The sequence below is a fragment of the Legionella pneumophila subsp. pascullei genome, assembly GCF_900637585.1.
GTDB classification, from domain to species: Bacteria; Pseudomonadota; Gammaproteobacteria; order Legionellales; family Legionellaceae; genus Legionella; species Legionella pascullei.
In genome coordinates, this window is record NZ_LR134380.1 from 2,678,176 (window position 1) to 2,693,734 (window position 15,559).

Here is a 15,559-nt window from a genome sequence, read left to right on the forward strand (position 1 = left end):
GCACTAAACAGGGAAATTGAGAGTAGGGACAGGGCTGGGCCAATGACTTTTTTGTTATCCTCCAAAAAATTTACCGCGATAACAGTAATTTTATGAATTTAACATAAATAAATACACGGAAAATCAGGAAACCAAGAAAATTTACCGCCATAACAGTAATTTATGACGAATTCATACAAAAAAGATGAAATCATAGCTGTATTTTTATTATTTTTACTGCTATAACAGTAATATATGATTAATTTATGGTGTTCCATGCCCACACACGAGATAGCCAATTTAGTCCATTACTACCGCAAACAAAGCGGCTTATCGCAACAAGAATTAGCCCGGTTAGCGGGTGTCGGCAAGACAGTTATATATGATATTGAAAAAGGGAAAGAATCGGTGCGCTTGAACACCTTGCTAAAAGTATTAGATGTTTTAAATATCCAAATGAAATTTGAAACGCCTTTTCCTCAAACAACGGATAATAATTCATGAGAAAAGCATATGTATCAGTGAATGGCATTAAGGCAGGAATATTAGAAGAATTACAAGGTGGAAAATATCAATTTACTTACTTTGATGATTATCAGGGTGCACCTGTTTCGCTCACAATGCCGTTGAAAAATAAAGTCTATTATTTTGACGTATTCCCTCCTTTCTTTGAAGGATTACTTCCTGAAGGCATTATGCTTGAAGCACTATTACGTAAATATAAGATAGATAGAAATGACTATTTTGGTCAATTGATAATAGTTGGCCAAGATGTCGTAGGCGCGGTGACTATTGAGGAACTAAGATGAAACGCTGTCCTATTACTTATGAAAGGATTAGTGACCAGGAAAACTACTCGCAACGTGGATTGTATTTGCTTTCTCCTCAATTAAAAAACCTTAGTCCATTAGATTTAAGTGCCGATGAGCAGCGTCAGGAAGCAATCGCTCGAGTAGGAAAGATGTCTATTCAAGGTGTTCAAAAGAAACTAAGTGCAAATCTAAAGATTAAAGAGGGATGTTTTGAAATCGTCGATCAAAATGGTCACTATATTTTAAAACCACAAAGTGATGTTTATCCAGAATTGCCGGAAAATGAAGCCATTACTATGACCCTAGCAAAAACCATTGGCCTTGAAGTTCCAGTTCATGGTTTAGTTTATTCTAAAGACAACAGTTTGACCTACTTTATTAAACGGTTTGATCGAATAGGCCATAATAAAAAGTTAGCTTTAGAAGATTTTGCACAGCTATCAGGTGAAGATCGACATACAAAATATAAAAGTTCTATGGAAAAAGTCATTGAAGTCGTAGAACAGTTTTGTACATTCCCCAAAATTGAATTCGTGAAATTATTTAAGTTGACGTTATTTAATTTCCTGGTCGGCAATGAAGATATGCATCTAAAAAATTTTTCCCTAATTACTAAGGATAGAAAAATTTCCATATCACCAGCCTATGATTTACTTAACTCAACTATTGCTCAAAAAAACACAAAAGAAGAAATAGCCTTGCCTCTAAAAGGGAAAAAAAATAATTTAACAAAGAGTGATTTTCTTAAATACTTTGCCGTTGAAAAATTAGGATTAAATCAGAAAATCATCGATGGGATCGTACAAGAGTTCCATCAAATAATACCTGAATGGCGAAAGCTGGTTGGTTTCAGTTTTTTATCTCAACAGATGCAGGAAAAATATCTCCAATTGCTAGAGCAACGATGCAAGCAATTAAATTTTTTTTGATTAACTTGATATCAGCCGTCGTCCTCATATGCTCAAGTATAAAATTAGCTACTTGTTGCATAGGTTTCCCTCAGCCGTTCAACATCTTTCATGATATATGCGGCCGTTACATCGTTATTCATTTTATGATTGAGTAATCTCTTTAACGCATAAGCTGGTAAATCAAGGCTTAGCTAGATCCCACTTCGATTTCCTTGATCGCTGGACATAGTGAGATAACCAATGTGGCATTTCTTATTAATTGATTTGCGAATGCAACATATGTACAATATGGGCGACTTTAATTCATTGGATAAATAAATTGTACTCCCTCCCCCTTAAGTCCAAATCCTTACGTTTTTTTAATCTTGTTTTCATTGCTCTGGTTCTATCTTTCTATTTATTAGCTAATGCCAATGCAACAGAAATTAAGCGTTATGATTTTGGGGAAATGGCCTCAAAAGTGACTAAAGCTTGGGATCAAGATGTTGCGTTTTATGTTGCCAGGCGTTTTGCGGCAGAAAATGGTTTTGATGAAAAGGAGATTACGGTCAAAAAATTAGATGCAGGGGCGACCAACCATTTTATATATTTGATGTTTATCAATAACCAATTGAAATTTGTTCTCAAAGGCCTGGGAACGGAAAAAGAGGCAGAAGCATTGTTTGCTTTACAAAATTACTCAAAAATTCCTGATATTCAAAATAATCCACAAGCGGCTACTGTTACATTAAGTAAAACCATCAATTCATATGAGGTTAAGAATGATCGGAAGACTTATTACTTTGCAATTTTAGAAGCAGCTCAAGGAAAAGAATTATTTAAGATAATGACTTATGAATTACTACAACATAAAGATATTAACACCTTAAAAGATGTTTTTTATCGAATAGGGCAACAGACGAGCGAATTACATAAAACGATTATCGAGAGTGATCAATTTATAACACCAAGAGATTTAGTGACCGTTATTCATGATGATTTTCACCCTGAAAATACGTTTTATAATCTTGAAACCAATGTCTTCTCATTAATTGATAATGAAAGCATGGGGGATAGTATTACAAATCCTTTACCGATTATTAGAGAATTGTATGGGTTTTATGAAGTTCCTATCATTCGCTGGCCCTCAGAAAAAATAACCGTTGACCTCTTAAGGGATGCGGATCCTCATGACATAGCCAGTATCTATTACGAGTTTGTGCTCGGCATGGCATCGGTGTATCACGATTCCCAAGATGCAAAACGAGTGTTAATTGAGGCTATTATTGATTTAAATAATATGGCCATTGCCTTTCTGAAGGATAGATATTCCGAGCCATGGATGTTTAACCCAAGCGATAAACATGAGGCACATATCGTGTGGGGCAAGTTAGCAAAAGTCGCTGATAACCCGCAGCTGGCAGAACTCTATATCAACAAATTAGCCATTATTAATACTGACTTACAATCCCTTTCGGGATTTTGATTGCAGCAGTTACACTGATGAGCCATCTGTGCCAATTAAAACGTAGCTTTTTAGCCGAAGAGAAAATTGATGCAATACATCCAGGCCTGATTGTTCCGCCCTTTTGCACCATTGGTTTAAAGATTCAATTAACTCTTTTTGAGAGGATACTTTTTTTAACCAAATCTGTTGCAATGATTGGCGATAATTATAGACAAGCTGTAATTGCTCAAAACGATTGAGCAAGATTTGCAAATGAGCATTAGCTTTTGTGGTTTCTTGGCGTAGTAGGCGTTTAGCCTCTTTAAATAAATGCCATTCTTTTCTATTTTTAATATAGTTACAGTTGCGTTTTTCATTTTTCAAAATAGGAATAGTCACCCTTTTGTAGTAATCAGACATAATTTGAAAACGGTTACTAATGATGGCTTTTACAGTATTTAAATCAACACATTGTTTGGTATCGTCTCTGGCCAATTTGGGAGGTAGTTTTTTTACCTTGGCAAGCCCTAGAAAGGATAGGCAACGTATATAAAACCAGCCCAAATCGAATTCCCACCATTTCACAGAAAATTTAGCAGACGAAGCGTAGGTGTGATGATTATTATGAAGTTCTTCTCCACCTATTAGAACGCCCAAAGGAAATACGTTTGTTGACTTATCAGGGCATTCAAAATTGCGATATCCCCAATAATGACCGAGTCCATTCACTACACCTGCTGACAGTGGAATCCAAATCATTTGTATTGCCCAAATAGTAATTCCAGGAAAACCAAACAGCAGCAAATCAATTAGAAACATAAGCAGTATACCCTTGCTGGAATAACGAGTGTACAATTTGCGCTCAATCCAGTCGTTTGGAGTGCCATGAGAATATTTTTCAATCACATCTTTATCTTTTGCTGCTTCCCGGTACAATTCAGGAACCTGCCAAAAGACCTTTTTGATACTAAAAATTTGGGGGCTATGAGGGTCTCCTTCAACATCCGTCATTGCATGATGTTTACGATGGATAGCAACCCATACTCTTGTCACCATACCTGTTGTTAACCAAATCCAGAATCGAAAAAAATGGCTTACTATTGGATGCATGGTTAAAGCACGATGGGTTTGATAACGATGCAAATAAAGAGTCACCGCGGCAATAGTGATTTGAGTTAGAACAACAGTTGCTAAAACATATCCCCAAAGCGTTAGGCTTAAAATACCAAAAAACATGAGAGCCTCATTATCTGTGCTTAACCCAACCTCCTTACCACATTATTCTCCTTATTGGATACTTTGCTTTCCTATAAATTTATTCATTATATGGCATATTCTGGTTGTTTAAGGCTATTTCCAATTAGAACCCAATAGGTACTTTACCTAGTAGAACAAGTATCAGATAGATAACCAGTATAAGTCCAATAAGACCCATCGGTGTATATCCCCAGCTCCTGCTATATCCCCATCTCGGTACGCTACCTAAAAGCAACAGGATGAGTAGAATTAGTAAAATTGTTCCTAGCATGATGGCTTTCCTTAAAGAAACAGTTCATACTTTAATTATAGCTTAATTTATGTTCAAAAAGCTGTTTTATTGATCTATAATTAAATGAATGGGTGTAAAGGTCGATAAATCATGGAAAATGAACAAATAAGGGAATCTCTTCAAGAGATTATTTGGTATCTGGAGAATTATGAAGAGGTGGAACACTTGCCAGCAAATCCTTCTCAAGCCCCCAAACAAACCCGGTTTTCCTCAATAAGAGATGTCGTACGTAAGTTAAATGAAATACTTAATTCCATACATTAATTTTATGCGCTCTCGTAACTCCATGAATCTGTCACAGCAATGGATTCGATATTTTTTATACTATAATTTATGTAAACTTAAACGGAGAATGCCATGCCCTTTCAACTTCCTTTTGAAAAAAAGAAAAACCCATTAAATCCTGTGGGGTTCTGTTCTCCAGATATTTGTTTCGTGAACCTGTCAGTATTTTCTGCTTCGGAACTATTCGCAGGAGCAGACCCTGAAAAGGTCATTCAAGAATTGACTATGGTAAGCAGATCCTATGGTTCAGCAATAAGCTATCATAGATTGCCCGTTGGTTCTATAAAAGATCTGTCAGAACATTCTAAATATTATCTTAATCTTATCGATCAGGCTATTGAGGATGTCAATTTAAGTCTGGATGACAATAGCAAGGCAACCTATTCTCTCAGATTTGCTCTATTACAACCATTACTTGTGAACCTGGTAGCGGCTGCGGAAGTATTGAAAAACGAAAAAACTCAAGAACAGGAACAAAAATCAAGTCATTCTGTAAGATTCATGTAATTCCTACCTCTTCATCCAGAGTTGGGGAATCCATAGAAAATTATTTGGAATTTTTCATTGGACGACTGAAATTTTCTTGCGCGATTTGATTAGCTTCTTCTTCATTACATAAATAGGAGTCTCGAGTTAAGCCTGCAATTATTATGCGTAATTCTCTAGGCATGGCCTCGCTAAAAAAGAATTGTCCACTATGAGTACGTTCCGCTTGAGCAAATAAACGCGCGTTTTTTCTAATTTCCGCATGGGGAGCATTTGCCAAATACAATTGGCGGTTTTTTTCATTTTCATCAATAGGCACATTATTGGCAAATATTTTTTCGTACTTGGGAAAATGACTGAGCTGTTCAGACCAATTAGATCGATTACTTATAAGTTTTTTAAAGTGCTCTTTATCCTTAATAACCATATTAATTAATGTATCTGCATGTTGAGGATGATTAATTGCAAGGCGAAGTAAATTACCCATATCTCCAACTACTAGCTTAAAGTAGTCAGGATCTTTGAGAATATGATTAATTAACCTATCTGAATATTGACGTAAATTTCTATGGAAAAGAAAGCGACATAGATTGTATGAATCTCTTATGATATGTTTGTATATCTTATTTTCATTACAAAAAATAAAATCCATTAACTTATTGGCTACACGTGGATTGAGGGCCTCTACAACTTGACCCAACTCAGATGAGAAATGAATAATCTTCTTAAATTTTTCTGGGTTACTAATAACAATATCAATCAGTTTATCGGCGAATTTAGGGAATTTTTTTGCAACAATGCTTATGTCATACGGCGACCATATTAAACGATTAAACTCCTCTTCATTATTTAAAAGACATTCAATTAATTCATCAGCCTGTCGCCAAGGAAGAGTATGAGCCATTTCACCTAATTCCTGGGCATCTTGGATATTCCTAAGACGAGTCAATGCTGGATAATAGTTGGTAAGGCTATTTAATTGATTTTTTTTCATGGCATAAATCTCTCAAACCACATTGAGCAATAAATACATAAATTAGTCGAAAAAAATACCATATGCTTGCTGGTTTGAGAATTGGTGATTTTAGAAATAATTAATTTCCAAATTAATATATTCTATAAAAGTTCTATGTAAATAATATATTCATAAAGACTTAAATTAATGTATTTATGTTAAAAAAATAACAAATGGACTAAATTTTATTAACAGGACTGATCAATGTATAAAATCCTCTAATAATGAAGGGAGTATTATTAGCACTTGGGTTGGATAGCAAGCAATGATATGCACTTATCTGGCATTTAAAAACACTATCCAGGCTTCCTTTTAGAATGGTTAGTGATGCATACAGAAATAGAAATGATTGAATGATGAAGCTTATCATAATGAATCTCATAGTCGACATTAAATTGATCTAATTCTGAAGTGATAAATGTTTTTGGTGCACGTAATACAATTTTATTGAAATGATCAAGCACATAACTGAGTAATTTACTTCCATTCGGATTAAAATGCTGCAAACGAAATTCTTCTATCTTTCTGTAACGAGGCCATCCCCATGGCGGGTCGATAAGGACAGCATCAGCTTTTATCTCAGCAGCAACATCGAAAAAATCTCCATGAACAAACGTGATAAGATGTTCAACACCATAAACACGAGCATTATTTTTTGCCATTGCTAAACGGACGGAATCCATTTCGATAGCAATGACTTTTTTACCTGTTCTTGCCAGGGCAATAGCCGACCCGCCAATACCACAAAAACCATCTACTACAATCTTCGCATTATTGAATAATTTGGCTTGAGTGAGCGCAGCCTCTTCAGGCATAACGGTATGCAAGCCTTCAGAGTCTGTCTGAATTCCCTCATCAAAGCGATGAAAATAATCGTATCGCTTATCCCAATATTGTTGTAATTTAGGGCCAAATGGGCAAATTTCAGACGATCTCATTTTTACCTGTATCAAGCAAAACCGGCAGTGCGCTCCATATGGCTAGCCCGCCTGCATAATCGCGGATTGAAAATTTTAGAGTTTCCTTGTTTGTACTGACATTCTGCATAGAGGATACCTCAATATTGTTATATTTAAGTATCCCTCGACACATAGCCACTTATTACATCAGCACCGGAGGGATCGAGAGTTGCTGAATAAGGTAACTATTAAGTTTTGCTAGGCTATCGTGCCTTGTAACATAATTCAAGTAGAGAATAGGTATTTATTTTGTAGACGCAACAGCTATTGACGTATGCCATGTAAGAAAGAGCATCCTCTAATCGAGTCTTTGAAAGGATTGCAAAAAAGGGGAAAATCTTCAATGGGTTGTTTTTTGGGCTTCAAGCTGCATCTGGTAATTAATGATTATGGCGAGTTAATGGCTTTTAAGCTGACCGGAGCCACTGTGGATGACCACATATCGAAGCTATCAGTCAGTTAATGAGCAGCTTAAAAAGCCTTCACTCGACCTTGCTCGGCAAGACCCATTCTTGCCAAGCGCTTATTTACTATAATTTGAAAAATACTTAGAGTATTGCTCATCAATAACACTACTTTTTTCATTATTATCAACAGCAGTAAAAAAAGGTATTTTACTCGTATTTTTTTGATTAGATTGTTCTAATGACTTTGCCTGTTTAGGGATTGGGTTTTGATCAAAGGGATTTGCCCATGAGTCACACCAGGATTCCACTGCATCAGCATTGTCTAGCGCTTTTTCGAACTCTTCTTGTGTTTGCCCGAGATCTTCTCTGGAATAATAGTTATCGCTAAGAAAAGCTGGTCTTATTGTATCACGTTCCCAATAGTAAAGATCTTGTGTTTTAGACGCACGGCGTAATCTGAAAAGTTGATGCAGTTCCTCTTCGCTAAGCCAATCTTTATAAATTGCATCTTGTCTTCTATTTTCCAGATACAATTCTTCCTTGTCAGAATAACACCACACCACTCTCAACATTGGATATTTTTTACATTTTTCCTCAAAAATCGCTTTGAATTCTGCTTGGTTTTTGAATGGGATGATATGCGACTGATTAATTTTCACTAATTGTCGTAATTTTTCCAAACCATTTAAACTAACCATCATATTAGTCAGGTTGTGGGAGTTGAAATTAAGAGGAGCTTTTAATAAGTCCAATCCTCCGCAAACCAAGGTTAACATCATTCGGCTTCCAATGTTTGATAGACGATTATCAGGAGTGAAACTAACCAAGCTCACAATCCTCGCCAAATCGCGATCAGTGAAACCTACCGCTTTAAATCGTTCATAATAGCCTGCCAGCATTTCTACATTAATAGCAAGTTCTTTAGAAGTAGCAGCTCGCTTTTTAAGGCGTTCCAGGTAATCTGGGTTAAAACCAAGTTTTTCTAAATCGGACCAGGGATCTTGTAGTGGAGGAAACATTTAATTAATTCACTTAAATCAGTTAAAAGGGACAAAAAATATATCACATGGTTATTTATTTTACTATTTCCAATTTCGAAACCGTTACTTTCCAAATGAGTACATTCTAAAAAAAACCAATATGTGTAAAATACACACACTTAGATTTAAATTAGGTTTTAAATATGAAAAATAAAACAAGGGCGCTAAATTTCCTTAACCGTATTCAGCGATGTATTGTACCCCAATCAAATCCTCAAATAATGAAGCAATTATTATCAGCTCTTGGGCTGGATAATATAAACACTGGTAATGAAGAATATAAATTTTTTATCGAAACAATTAAAAGAAAAGCAATTGATCTGAATCCGTTAATTAATAAGATCAAATCAGATATTTTAAAAAATAAATCTTTATGTACTTTACTTGCCTATATCGAAGAAAACGAATTAATTGATGACGCTGAAATCGAAAATGCTTCTTCTACGATACAGTTACAAATTAATTTATTATGCCTTTTAGAAGCAATAACCATCACTATGGCCAATAGTAACGATTTTGCTCATGATATTTATAAGCATATGATGAAGCAGAGAGGAGAAGGCGCCACAGGCAATCCTTTTTACAATTTTTTATTTGGAATACCTTCTCGTGCCAGCTTATTTGAAAGATTAAAGCTGATTTCCATAGATCCTGGTTTGACAAGCATTATATTTCATCGACTGATGGGGGCAAATCCGGAAACTCAGGCTGATCTCAATGATTTCGTAAGTCAAAATCGTTTATCTGGATGGAATGCTGATATCGAGCTTGCTAATTTTGATGTTGCATCAACAAGCACTTTACCTGCTATGGGAGTTAACATTTTAGAAGCCGTGTGGGAGGACTCTACAGGCCACAATAAAAATACCAGTGGTATTCCAAACGCGCAAGCTGGTTTGGGATTAATTGGTATCATGGAAGAAAAAGAATACACCACTTCTTTTAAATTGGCTGAAACTACTTTGCCTCAGGGCACTACACTTCGTTCAGATTTAGGTTATTCATTAATACCTGAGTTAAAAGTTGATAACTCACCAAAGAAAGTCTCTCAGTTTCATATCGATAAGCGATGGATGAATTTATACAATAGCTGGAATTTATGTTTTGTGATTGCAAATATAGATCCTGTATTCGTACCACTTAAATTGTTAATACCCAGTGTTTTTTCAGCAGAACCATCCAATTATAAAGAAACGAGAGTGCTCACCTTATTTCTTGTTGCCAATCTCTTCTTGAACCAACAAACTCTTAATAACCCTCTCTTTTCCAATAATTTTTCCTTTCGAAATGGAGATGCTATTCTGAAAAAATGGGGTGAAATTAATAAAAATCATGCCAGTGAACTATTGCAACAATGTTGTCCAAAAGAATGCAAAGAGCCCGAAGCTTTATATAATCGTGTACTCGGTAAGCATGCTCACTTAAACTTTGGATTAAAACTTCTCTCATATTTTCAGGATTCTCATCAGTTTAGACTCACTAAAAAAGCAAAACAAAGTGCCTTGAATGATCATTCATTTTTCTCAGGCAATACCACACCTGCGGATAATTCAGAACCACGGAATTTAGCCTCTCAACCCTCTTTGAATAAGGTATAAAAATTTTATGCTTTAATCTCATTGAACAATTATCCACAACTGGAGATAAGCGATAGCTGGTCTCCGGTTATTAGAAAACAACTCTCCTTTTTGTGGTTTCTCATGAGAATGAGTAATGATCCGTTTTAGGCTGATATTTTATAGAATAAAACAACAACAAGTGTCTCTGTCAGTGAATCATTGTTGCTGATTTACAAAACAGTCATTCAGGTCTATACCATTTAAAAGAGCTCAATTAAGAACATTTTAAGATGAATATTTTATCCTGTTTGAAAGGATTTATTGCGACCGTTGATTGCAAAAGTTTTTCAAAGGCAGCACAAAAATTATATGTATCCCCCTCTAAATTGAGTAAGCAAATAACCTGGCTGGAGGAGGAATTAAAAGTTACCTTGTTGATACGCTCTACAACACGATTAATTGTAACAGAATCAGGTCATAGGCTGTATGAGAAGGCGCTAGAGCTTTTCAAGCAATTAGAAGTACTCAAGGTCATAGCAATACCTGATACGTTTGAATTAAATGGTGAAATCAAGCTCTATCTTACTGTTACTCCGGCAATTCCCTACTTAACCTCATTAAGTATTCAATTTATGCGCAAATACCCCAAGATTGCAATAGATATTATTGTAGGCTCGGATACAAAAGAGCTCTATTCCTCTACCTTTGATCTGGCCATTTCATTTGATGATGTTAAACATTCAAAACTGGTTTGCAAAAGATTATTTTCTATCCAGAGGAATGTCTTTGCTTCACCAGGGTATATTACTCAATATGGACTTCCTCAGACAATTGACGAATTACCAAAGCATAACTGTTTGATTAATACTCTCTATGGTCTTCAAAATAAATGGGTTTTTAATAAAAAAATCATTCATGTATCGGGAAATTTAAAAAGCAATAATGCCAGTGTTTTAAAGCAAGCTGCAGTTGCAGACGTAGGGCTTCTGTGGGCTCCTTATTTTTCAGTTTATGAAGAAATAAAAAATAAAGCATTAATTCCAGTATTACCCCATGAATCCTCACCGGATATAAATCTTTACGTAATCTACCCAAAATCCATAGCAGATGAACAAAAAATAAATTTACTTTTGAGCTTTATTTGCGAAAAAGCCTTGTCAGAAAACATTGCGACATCCTTTATTGATGAAAATAATTAAAGATGGATAGACACTTTAATCTATTTTCTATTGCAAATTCAAAGAATTAGATTAATTTATCTAAGATTAAAGTGCCACTTATTGGGGGTAGCCCCTACTAAGTAGAGCCAAACTTGATAAGAGTGTCTACTCAATGCCCTCAACAAAAAACATTACACAACAGAAAGACTCAAATCCTACATTGCGAGCATTGAGTCTATCAGCCTTAGGCATAGTTTACGGAGATATAGGAACAAGCCCTCTTTATACTTTTAAAACAGTGATATTGCTGGCTGGGGGAGGAACTCCAAACGTCAATACGATTATGGGTTCAGTATCATTGATTATATGGACTCTGATAATCATTGCTTCTGTTAAATACATCCTCTTTGCTTTACGGATTGACAACGATGGAGAGGGAGGGGTTCTCGCGTTAATGTCTCTTTTAAGTTTAAAGCTAAAGCAAAAGCCTTTCATTATTGCAGTGGGACTTATGGGGGCTGCTCTTATCTATGGAGATGGTACCATTACCCCCGCTATATCCGTGCTCTCTGCTGTTGAGGGACTGGAGATCCTTTCCCCATCACTTAAGTATTATATTTTGCCTACTGCAATAATCATTCTAATTATTCTTTTTGCTATTCAACCTAAAGGTACCACCACTATTGGAAAAGCATTTGGTCCAGTAATGGCGTTTTGGTTTTTAACCATTGGTATTTTAGGAGCAAGTGGAGTTATCCAACACCCTGCAATATTAGCGGCGATTAACCCCATCTATGGTTTAAGTTTTTTATTTTCAAATGGCGCAACAGGATTTTTTATTCTATGTGGGGTCTTTCTTTGCGTCACTGGTGCAGAAGCTTTATACGCCGATCTGGGGCATTTTGGTACTGCCCCAATTCGCTGTGCCTGGTTTGGCTTGGTTTTTCCAAGTCTTATCTTCAATTATCTGGGACAAGCGGCTTTGGTTTTGGAAGGAGCATCCACAGAACATAATATTTTTTATATGCTGTGCCCAGGTAATTTTTTATTACCGTTAATACTTCTGTCCACCATCGCAACAATTATTGCCAGCCAATCCATTATTACCGGAGCATTTTCCATGACGAGACAAGCAATGCAATTAGGTTGGCTGCCTAGATTACGAGTCACACAAACGTCTTCGGAAGGTTATGGACAAATTTATATTGGAGTCGTTAACTGGCTTTTAATGCTGGCTACCCTTGGGCTTACTATTGGATTTGGTAGCTCTGAAAAATTAGCTACTGCCTATGGCATTGCTGTTTCAGCCACTATGCTCTGCACCACTGTGCTTTTATTTATTGCCCTGCATAAAATATGGAAATGGAATATTATCAAATCAGGGCTTGTTGCTGGATTATTCATGGTTGTGGACACATCCTTTTTTGCGGCTAACCTCACGAAGTTTACTAATGGCGGATATATACCAATCACATTGGCAGTCATAATCTACTCCATAATGTATATTTGGCATAAAGGCTATCAAACCGTCGCAAATCAACAAAAAGAAAAAAATATAACTATCGATTCCTTTCTGGAGAGTCTTCAAACAGAGGGGGTACTGCGTGTGGCTAAAACGGCCGTTTTTCTTACATCCAAAGAACAGGATATTCCTCCTATCCTGGTTTGGCATGTAAAGAAAAATCGTGTGTTGCAGGCAAAGGTAATTATTTTGAGAATAAACAACTTGTCAATTCCATGGTGTAAATCCGATGATCAATTACAAATTATGGAAGTAGCAGAGGGCATTTGGCGTGCTGTGGCCAATTATGGCTTTATGGAACATCCAAATATTCCCAAATTGTTAAAAAAATTACAAAATCAAGGCTTTGACATCAATGTCAAAGACATTACCTATTATATCGGTCACGAGACAATCCTTATCCGAAATGATAGCCATATTCTGTTAAAATACATTAAAACTCTCTTCGTTTTTATGCATCGCAACGCGCTTCCTATGAGTAACTATTTCCATCTTCCACCAGAATCAGTATTTGAAATAGGGCGACAGATAGAAATTTAAAGTGAGCTATAATTATAAAAAAATACCTTGGATGATAGAAATGGTTCAATTTGCCAAACCATCTATTGGCCCTCCAGCTGATTCTGGACGCATTAATCTATTGATTGATCACGAGTTAGGACCATACCAAAATATCATCCAAAAATGGATTGCCAAACTTGAAGACAATGCTAAAAACAATCCATCTAATATTTCTCAATTTAAATTTGGAAAAATTTTAGGGTATCTTTTACTTCAAAGCTTAAAGAAAGCAAATTTACATCCAGACAACTTCAGGTCTTTTAGTTCAGACCCTTGGGAAGAACCCCATTATCAATCTGGACGAATCGCTGGAAAAGTTGTGATAACTCAGGATACATACCGAATTTACTTTGGTATACCAGGAGTTGATCGCTCAGACCAGGAAAAAATAAATGCCAATAAGGAGAAGGCACAAATACATCATTTCACAACAATGACCAATGATGGCCTTATGGTTTTTTCCTTTGAAGATAAAATAGAAGAAATAGAACCTGAATTATTTGTGGAGCTGGCAAAAAATATAGAAGTAGACTCAGAGGCGTGGAGACAATTAATACAATTTACCGAAGAGAATTTTCGAGATTTTGAAGATGAGAAGACTAATTCGAAAATCCCTCAAATATTAGGTTTAATCTTACACGAAAGCATCGTTCCAGAGCATCGGGATGATATTTTTAACAAACTTTGTTCATTACTTTTAAAATCAGAAAAACCCGCCCTTAATTCAGTTACTACAAGACTACTTAAAGATATTATTCCTGATTATGAAAAGAAAGTGATGGCATTCCTGCATAAAAATAACAATCCAATGCGTTATGGCGAAAGCGATATCAGCGAACAAGGAGCTATGTTAGGTCTTTCAAGTGAAAAAATTGACACAGTAAAAAACGAAATGAGAGAGCGTAAATCATTGGAAGTACAAAATAGCAATCGATCACAAGCCATTGAACTTAGAAAAACTCTAATTGGCGCCGTGGATGAATACCTAAGATGGCGCAATAATGAAAGCAAAGAAACAGATTATCAAAAAAGCTCAGGTGCTTTCACCTGGCTACGTCATTACACCAATTTTGGCAAAAATCGAGCTCATGATTTAAAGAATGAGCTTAATAAAGCACAAGATTTAAAGACCATGCTTGATGTTTTACAAAAACATTTCGCAAATAACTCCCGATTACATAATCATTCTCTTGACAGCTACCTGTTAAGAGCTATGTACAAAGATTGTAATAAATTTAATTCAATATTTAATTTTGAACATCTTACAATTAAAAATGATACAGATGCTAATCGTGAATGGCTAAGAAAAGAAATGTTGCAGATGGCAACAAAAACAAACATGAATATTACATTAGAAAATCCGACAGGTAGTAGACAAGAGAGCCCACCTCTACCCAATAAAGCAAAAGTCCGTATCAGTATAATGAAAATACCTGCCAATGAAAGAGAGGAAAATATTTTGGCAGTCTACACAGTACTAAAGAATGTTGAATTGCTGAGAAATAAAGGTGGTTCAGTTCCAACTATCATAAAGGAAATACGAGACATAGTAGGGAAGATCGATCCGTCCAATGAAGAAAATATAGCCAATGCTATTATTGAAATCAAAAGAAAAATAGCTGACAACAGCGACAATAATTATAATGAAAATGCGCACGACATCGTTAATGCATTAAATAAGCCAAGTTGTTGCGATTTTCGAAAAATCCGCGCTGCCTTAACGGCCAACCCAGCAATGGACGAAATAATGAATCCTGTCAGAATAGGAATGCAGCCAAACTAGTTCAAATTATTTTGTCATAGATTATTTTTCTACCTCTCAGCTATGCTGCTAGCAAGACGGAATTGTTCGGATTTACCCAAAGACTGGTTAACACAGAAACAACCA

At 35.8% G+C, this 15,559-nt stretch carries 15 protein-coding genes and 2 pseudogenes; 11 read left to right on the forward strand and 6 right to left on the reverse strand.

The features are described 5' to 3' along the window. Positions 1 to 255 precede the first annotated feature (255 nt). The 3 genes from EL201_RS12030 to EL201_RS12040 are packed head-to-tail and all read left to right on the forward strand — an operon-like array spanning position 256 to position 1,720. Positions 256 to 483 (forward strand): helix-turn-helix transcriptional regulator, encoded by a 228-nt coding sequence (locus EL201_RS12030; protein WP_027222480.1) that lies wholly within the window; start codon positions 256 to 258, stop codon positions 481 to 483. Further along, positions 480 to 788, forward strand: a complete 309-nt coding sequence (locus EL201_RS12035; protein WP_027222481.1) for a HipA N-terminal domain-containing protein — start codon at positions 480 to 482, stop codon at positions 786 to 788. The genes EL201_RS12030 and EL201_RS12035 overlap by 4 nt, the downstream gene beginning before the upstream one ends. After that, on the forward strand, positions 785 to 1,720 hold the full coding sequence (locus EL201_RS12040) for a HipA domain-containing protein (protein ID WP_027222482.1): 936 nt from the start codon (positions 785 to 787) through the stop codon (positions 1,718 to 1,720). Before EL201_RS12035 ends, EL201_RS12040 begins: the two co-directional genes overlap by 4 nt. A 7-nt stretch (positions 1,721 to 1,727) precedes the next feature. On the opposite strand, the pseudogene EL201_RS15995 reads toward EL201_RS12040, so the two are convergent. Beyond that, positions 1,728 to 1,890, reverse strand: a pseudogene (locus EL201_RS15995) (integrase); the annotation flags it as partial. A gap of 131 nt (positions 1,891 to 2,021) precedes the next feature. Here EL201_RS15995 and EL201_RS12050 point away from each other — a divergent pair. Next, positions 2,022 to 3,167 (forward strand): hypothetical protein, encoded by a 1,146-nt coding sequence (locus EL201_RS12050; protein WP_027222483.1) that lies wholly within the window; start codon positions 2,022 to 2,024, stop codon positions 3,165 to 3,167. A 9-nt stretch (positions 3,168 to 3,176) separates the two neighbouring features. On the opposite strand, the gene EL201_RS12055 is transcribed toward EL201_RS12050, so the two are convergent. Together EL201_RS12055 and EL201_RS12060 are read right to left on the reverse strand one after the other, a co-directional pair. Continuing rightward, positions 3,177 to 4,364, reverse strand: a complete 1,188-nt coding sequence (locus EL201_RS12055) for a DesA family fatty acid desaturase (protein ID WP_061773169.1) — start codon at positions 4,362 to 4,364, stop codon at positions 3,177 to 3,179. A gap of 124 nt (positions 4,365 to 4,488) precedes the next feature. Continuing rightward, positions 4,489 to 4,656, reverse strand: a complete 168-nt coding sequence (locus EL201_RS12060) for a DUF3309 family protein (RefSeq protein ID WP_011214444.1) — start codon at positions 4,654 to 4,656, stop codon at positions 4,489 to 4,491. A gap of 111 nt (positions 4,657 to 4,767) precedes the next feature. Between EL201_RS12060 and EL201_RS15700 the strand changes: the two genes are divergently transcribed. Both EL201_RS15700 and EL201_RS12065 read left to right on the forward strand, forming a co-directional pair. After that, positions 4,768 to 4,941 (forward strand): hypothetical protein, encoded by a 174-nt coding sequence (locus tag EL201_RS15700; protein WP_158272786.1) that lies wholly within the window; start codon positions 4,768 to 4,770, stop codon positions 4,939 to 4,941. Positions 4,942 to 5,034: 93 nt separating this feature from the next. Then, entirely contained in the window at positions 5,035 to 5,469 is a 435-nt protein-coding gene (locus tag EL201_RS12065; RefSeq protein WP_231955065.1) for a hypothetical protein, read from the forward strand. Positions 5,470 to 5,509: 40 nt separating this feature from the next. Here EL201_RS12065 and EL201_RS12070 read toward each other — a convergent pair whose 3' ends face one another. Then, the gene (locus EL201_RS12070) at positions 5,510 to 6,442 is read right to left on the reverse strand and encodes a hypothetical protein (RefSeq protein WP_027222485.1); all 933 of its coding nucleotides are present in this window, start codon (positions 6,440 to 6,442) and stop codon (positions 5,510 to 5,512) included. 317 nt (positions 6,443 to 6,759) lie between these two features. After that, positions 6,760 to 7,401: an RsmD family RNA methyltransferase gene (locus tag EL201_RS12075; protein WP_027222486.1), complete on the reverse strand. Its 642-nt coding sequence runs from the start codon at positions 7,399 to 7,401 to the stop codon at positions 6,760 to 6,762. 260 nt (positions 7,402 to 7,661) lie between these two features. Between EL201_RS12075 and EL201_RS15885 the strand changes: the two are divergent. Beyond that, positions 7,662 to 7,864: pseudogene (locus tag EL201_RS15885) on the forward strand (transposase); the annotation flags it as partial. Between the two features lie 81 nt (positions 7,865 to 7,945). On the opposite strand, the gene EL201_RS12085 reads toward EL201_RS15885, so the two are convergent. Continuing rightward, a complete protein-coding gene (locus tag EL201_RS12085) occupies positions 7,946 to 8,848 on the reverse strand; it encodes a hypothetical protein (RefSeq protein WP_027222487.1) in 903 nt (300 codons plus the stop codon). 164 nt (positions 8,849 to 9,012) lie between these two features. On the opposite strand from EL201_RS12085, the gene EL201_RS12090 reads away from it, so the two are divergent. The 4 genes from EL201_RS12090 to EL201_RS12105 all read left to right on the forward strand — a co-directional run bounded on the left by EL201_RS12090 (position 9,013) and on the right by EL201_RS12105 (position 15,454). Then, positions 9,013 to 10,467 carry a lpg2382 family Dot/Icm T4SS effector gene (locus EL201_RS12090; protein WP_027222488.1) on the forward strand — a complete coding sequence of 485 codons (1,455 nt, stop codon included), beginning with the start codon at positions 9,013 to 9,015 and terminating at the stop codon, positions 10,465 to 10,467. A gap of 251 nt (positions 10,468 to 10,718) precedes the next feature. Then, positions 10,719 to 11,627 carry a LysR family transcriptional regulator gene (locus EL201_RS12095; protein ID WP_027222489.1) on the forward strand — a complete coding sequence of 303 codons (909 nt, stop codon included), beginning with the start codon at positions 10,719 to 10,721 and terminating at the stop codon, positions 11,625 to 11,627. A gap of 133 nt (positions 11,628 to 11,760) precedes the next feature. Next, the gene (locus EL201_RS12100) at positions 11,761 to 13,650 is read left to right on the forward strand and encodes a potassium transporter Kup (RefSeq protein ID WP_027222490.1); all 1,890 of its coding nucleotides are present in this window, start codon (positions 11,761 to 11,763) and stop codon (positions 13,648 to 13,650) included. A 40-nt stretch (positions 13,651 to 13,690) separates the two neighbouring features. Further along, positions 13,691 to 15,454 carry a hypothetical protein gene (locus EL201_RS12105; protein WP_027222491.1) on the forward strand — a complete coding sequence of 588 codons (1,764 nt, stop codon included), beginning with the start codon at positions 13,691 to 13,693 and terminating at the stop codon, positions 15,452 to 15,454. The last annotated feature ends 105 nt before the right edge of the window (positions 15,455 to 15,559 follow it).